The 3979-nt window shown below is 67.0% G+C and carries 7 protein-coding genes; 4 read left to right on the forward strand and 3 right to left on the reverse strand.

Annotated elements, in window-relative coordinates; all coding sequences use genetic code 11:
- Positions 1 to 56 precede the first annotated feature (56 nt).
- From ACFUJR_RS38870 to ACFUJR_RS38880, 3 genes are all read right to left on the reverse strand, one after another.
- The gene (locus ACFUJR_RS38870; protein WP_383181206.1) at positions 57 to 344 is read right to left on the reverse strand and encodes a hypothetical protein; all 288 of its coding nucleotides are present in this window, start codon (positions 342 to 344) and stop codon (positions 57 to 59) included.
- A gap of 325 nt (positions 345 to 669) precedes the next feature.
- Positions 670 to 969, reverse strand: a complete 300-nt coding sequence (locus ACFUJR_RS38875; protein ID WP_383181209.1) for a transposase — start codon at positions 967 to 969, stop codon at positions 670 to 672.
- A 61-nt stretch (positions 970 to 1030) separates the two neighbouring features.
- The gene (locus tag ACFUJR_RS38880) at positions 1031 to 1153 is read right to left on the reverse strand and encodes a hypothetical protein (protein WP_383181213.1); all 123 of its coding nucleotides are present in this window, start codon (positions 1151 to 1153) and stop codon (positions 1031 to 1033) included.
- A 514-nt stretch (positions 1154 to 1667) separates the two neighbouring features.
- Between ACFUJR_RS38880 and ACFUJR_RS38885 the strand changes: the two genes are divergently transcribed.
- The 4 genes from ACFUJR_RS38885 (at position 1668) to ACFUJR_RS38900 (ending at position 3856) form a co-directional block, all read left to right on the forward strand.
- On the forward strand, positions 1668 to 1976 hold the full coding sequence (locus ACFUJR_RS38885; protein ID WP_383181216.1) for a hypothetical protein: 309 nt from the start codon (positions 1668 to 1670) through the stop codon (positions 1974 to 1976).
- Between the two features lie 46 nt (positions 1977 to 2022).
- Positions 2023 to 2433, forward strand: coding sequence for a WXG100 family type VII secretion target (locus ACFUJR_RS38890; protein WP_383181219.1), 411 nt, complete (start codon positions 2023 to 2025; stop codon positions 2431 to 2433).
- A gap of 550 nt (positions 2434 to 2983) precedes the next feature.
- Positions 2984 to 3157 carry a hypothetical protein gene (locus tag ACFUJR_RS38895; protein WP_383181222.1) on the forward strand — a complete coding sequence of 58 codons (174 nt, stop codon included), beginning with the start codon at positions 2984 to 2986 and terminating at the stop codon, positions 3155 to 3157.
- Between the two features lie 9 nt (positions 3158 to 3166).
- The gene (locus ACFUJR_RS38900; RefSeq protein ID WP_383181225.1) at positions 3167 to 3856 is read left to right on the forward strand and encodes a recombinase family protein; all 690 of its coding nucleotides are present in this window, start codon (positions 3167 to 3169) and stop codon (positions 3854 to 3856) included.
- The last annotated feature ends 123 nt before the right edge of the window (positions 3857 to 3979 follow it).

Here is a 3979-nt window from a genome sequence, read left to right on the forward strand (position 1 = left end):
CTCCTACCGTCAGGCCCTTCTTCCTGCCCGCGCCTGCACTTCACCCATGCCGGCGTTCAGCTTCGCCGCGGCGCCCGGTCCCCCGAGGGCCGGCGGTCGGCGCCATGCGCGATCTCCAGTTCGACGTACGACTCCTCGGCCCTGCGGAAGGCGATCTCGAGTGCGGCCCGTGCGCCCGGACCCGCGAGGGCCTCGGCCGACTGCAGTAGGTCATCGAGGACATCTGCCCAGAGGCCGGCGACCGTCTTGATTCTGCCGAGTAGCTCGCTCAGTTCGCGCTCACTCGACGGGCGCTCCCTCGGAACATCACTCAACTCGTGCACGAGGTCGTCGATCTCTGCCATGGAAGCCTCTTCCGGGGCCGACGGGAAGGACCCCGGTGCCAACGGTACGGCCCGGGCCGCACAGCGCGCCGGGCACGCGGTCACGCACTCCGTGAGTAGCGGTGATCGGTCGCCGTACGGTCCTCCCGGCACGACGAACGGTCACCCTGGGTTCGAGTCGGGCCCGAGCACTCCGCCACGTGACGAGGGGACGGACGCACTCTCCCCGTGGCCGCCCGTCCGCCTGACACCGAGGGATACGATCCGCTGGCCGGCCTCGGAGTCGGCCCTGTCCTCCCGAAGCCGTGAGCTTGTTCCGCTTTCACGGACACCATCGGTGTGGTGGTCAGGCCGCGTGGGCGGCCTCGTAGTCGGCGGGTGTGCGGTAGCCGAGGCTGCTGTGCAGCCTCCGCAAGTTGTACCAGCTCTCGATCCACTCGAATATCTCGGTGCGGACGGCAGCCCGGCTCGGCCATGTGTGGGTGTCGCCCAGTTCGTTCTTCAAGGTGGAGAAGAAGGACTCGGCCAGCGCGTTGTCCCAGCACTGCCCGGTGCGGCCGACCGAGAGCCGGATGTCGAACTCGGAGGCCAGGATGGCGAATTCGCGGCTGGTGTACTGGCAGCCGCGATCCGAGTGGAAGATCACCGGACCGGCCGGGTTGACGGGTGCGGCGGGCGGCTCGCAGGGCGTCCGCGACCAGCTCGGCTCACAGGTTGTCGGCGGTGGCCCAGCCCACGACGCGGCGGGAGTCGATGACGGTGGCCAGGTAGAGCCAGCCCTCGTCGGTGGCGATGTGGGTGATATCGCCGCACCAGCGGGTGTCGACCACTTCCGCGTCGGTCCTCGGCCGGCACCTTCACCTGTTGGGCCACGTACGACACCGCAGGCGCCGGGATCTCTCCGGCATCCTCCGGGAACCGGGGCCTCCACCTCGAAGAATTTCGGCAACAACGCGAACCCCAGCCGATTCGCCCCGACTTGTTCCGCAGCCGCTCCTGGCCCTCCTCCAGCAGCGTCCAGACCTCGATCAGGTCCTCCGGCTCCCAGTCCTGCCGCACCCCGCGCTCCCTTCGGTCGTCGTGACCGGACCGACCTCGCGGAACCGTCCCCTCAACAACCCCAGAAGATCGAAAACCCGGACAAGCACACCCCCGCTTTGCCACAGAGAGCTACTTGTCACTTTGCGGCAGCTTCGGGAGGACAGGGCCCGGAACATCACCTTGGCGATCCGCCTTCCCTCATGCGCCAGGAGTTCTCAACCCCCGCACCATTCGAGACTTGAACCTGCGCACCACACACTGCGTGCCTTGAGGCGAGCCAGCACCACGGAGCTAGGAGCAGTCATGGCAGAGTCGATGAAGGTGATCAGTCTCGACCCTGGAGCCCTGGAGGGCATTCAGATGGTCCGAGATGCCGCGCGTGACTGCGGGGAAATGCAGACGGCGATCATGCGATATCTGGAGGAAGTCGCCTTCACGGGTCAAGCCAAACGCGCTATGTTCGAGGTGGCCGATCGATGGTGCTATCTCATGGCTCGAGAAATCCGGATCCTTGAGACCTTCGGGGACGCGGCCCTCGAAGAGGCGCAGAGAGCCTTCGAGGCAGAAAATCGGCGGGCTGAGGAAGTTCGCGTCAAACCTGAACAGCCGTAGCCACCGCCTTTCGATATCGGCAACATTGCACTGAACGGAGACATTCATGGGGAACGCCCCTCCGCCCGTCCCCGAAGCACGGGATGGATTCCAGGAGAGCGATCTCTCCCTCGCTTACAACGGGAGGGACTTCTGGGGGTTCCTCGTCTATGACCTGGTCGAATACCATCCGGAGGAAATCAGAGGCACGGCCGAAGCTCTCCTGAAGACCCACGCCGCTATCGCGGACAGACTCGATACGCTGACTTCGGACGTCGAATCCACACTGGCCGACAAGTGGAGCGGTCAAAGCAGGCAGGCGTTTGACAGCGGTCTGTCGTCGATGCAGGGAAGACTTCGCGTGTATGCCGAATGGGTCGAGCAAGCGGCCCATTTCCTCATCGACCTTGCCGATGGCGTTGTCGACGACGACCACAATCAGGCCATCGCGCTCCGGGCGGAGACGCCGGAGCTGTGACGGCGTCCAGCTGGATCCCACTCGCAGATGGATACTCGATTCGCCTATCGAGCTGCTTCCAACCGCGGTCGATCCGAACCAGGCCGGGACACAACGCCGAGGACCGGTATATCGGTGTTGGTGGTTTTCATCTCATGCTTTGGTCGACGTAGGCGGAGTACGGAGTAGGCCCAGGCTTCGGTGATCTGCGGCTGGGGTGGGTGCAGGCACCAGAGGAGTCCGCGGGCCGTGCTGTGGGCGGACATGCCGGCGGGCGCCACCGTGTTCATCACGAGTGGGCCGAGAGTGTCGACGATGGGCGTGGCCGGGTGCGGGCGGTGATCTTTCCCTGTGAGGATCTGTCGGAGTAGCCGGTGCAGCCAGTCGTCCGCCGCGTCTATCTCGGACGTCACCTTCCGGCACCTGCGCTCACAAACGGTCCTTTGCCCGAGCGAGATCGGAAACAGGCCGCCGGACCGCCGCCGGACCGGAATTCATTCTCACAACCCGTTCTCACTCGAAAGCGGCACGGACCCCTTCTGAGACTTGCATGGTGCGAGAATCCGGGCTCATGACGGATCGTCAACACTCCCCGAAGACCGGCCCTTCGGACGCGGACGACGTCGAAGCGCACGCCTGTCCGAAGTGCGAAGCCCAGCCCGGATCACCCTGCCGCTCACGCGGCGGCGCCGTCGCCTCCGCCTACCACACCCGCCGCTTCACCACGGTGCCCCGGTTGAAGTAGGCACTGCACGTGCCCACCCCGACCGACCGCGGGCCCGGCCGACCGTGGCGGCCGGGCACCCCGCCCCCGGCGCCGATCGACCCGGCCCTGCCGAGCGCGGACATCCGCATCGGCTACGCCCGCTGCTCGACCCTCGGCCAGGAACTCGGCTCGCAGCTCGACGCGCTCGCGGAACACGGCATCCCCCGGGACAAGATCTTCAGTGAGAAGATCAGCACCCGCGTACGGGTCCGGCCCCGCTCCGAGGAGGCGCTGTGGACCGCGCGGGAGGTCGAGGCCCACGCCCCGCACTGCCGGGTTATCTTCACCGTGTACGAGATAAAGCGACTCGGCCGCGACGCCGCCGAACTCACCGCGCTCGCTGACCACCTCACCGCCCATGGCCTCATCCTTGGGATGCTCGCCGGACCCCTGCCCGGGATCTACGACCCCGCCGGGCCGGGCAAGCCGCTGTTCGCGTTCTTCGCCGCGATGGCGGAGACCGAGCGGGAGAACATCCGCGAGTCCACCCTGGAGGGCCTCGACACCGCCGCCCGCAAGGGCAAGCACGGCGGCCGGCCCCCGGTCATCACCGACGACATGCTCCACACCGCCCTCCGCCGCCGCGCGGGGGGCGAGTCCGTCGAGCAGATGCAGCCCGACCTGTTCATCCCCACCGGCAAGCGCAAGGGACGCAACCCCTCGGCAGCCAGCATCTAGTGCCGCATCAGGCAACGTTCGCCCCGTCGTGACGTGCCGCCCGGTCGCTGTTCCGGGCGGCACTGGACCGGCCGAGTGGTCACCTGGATAGACCCGTGCAAGTCCGCTCGGCCGAGGACGACG

The sequence above is a fragment of the Streptomyces sp. NPDC057271 genome (assembly GCF_042668715.1).
Lineage (GTDB): Bacteria > Actinomycetota > Actinomycetes > Streptomycetales > Streptomycetaceae > Streptomyces.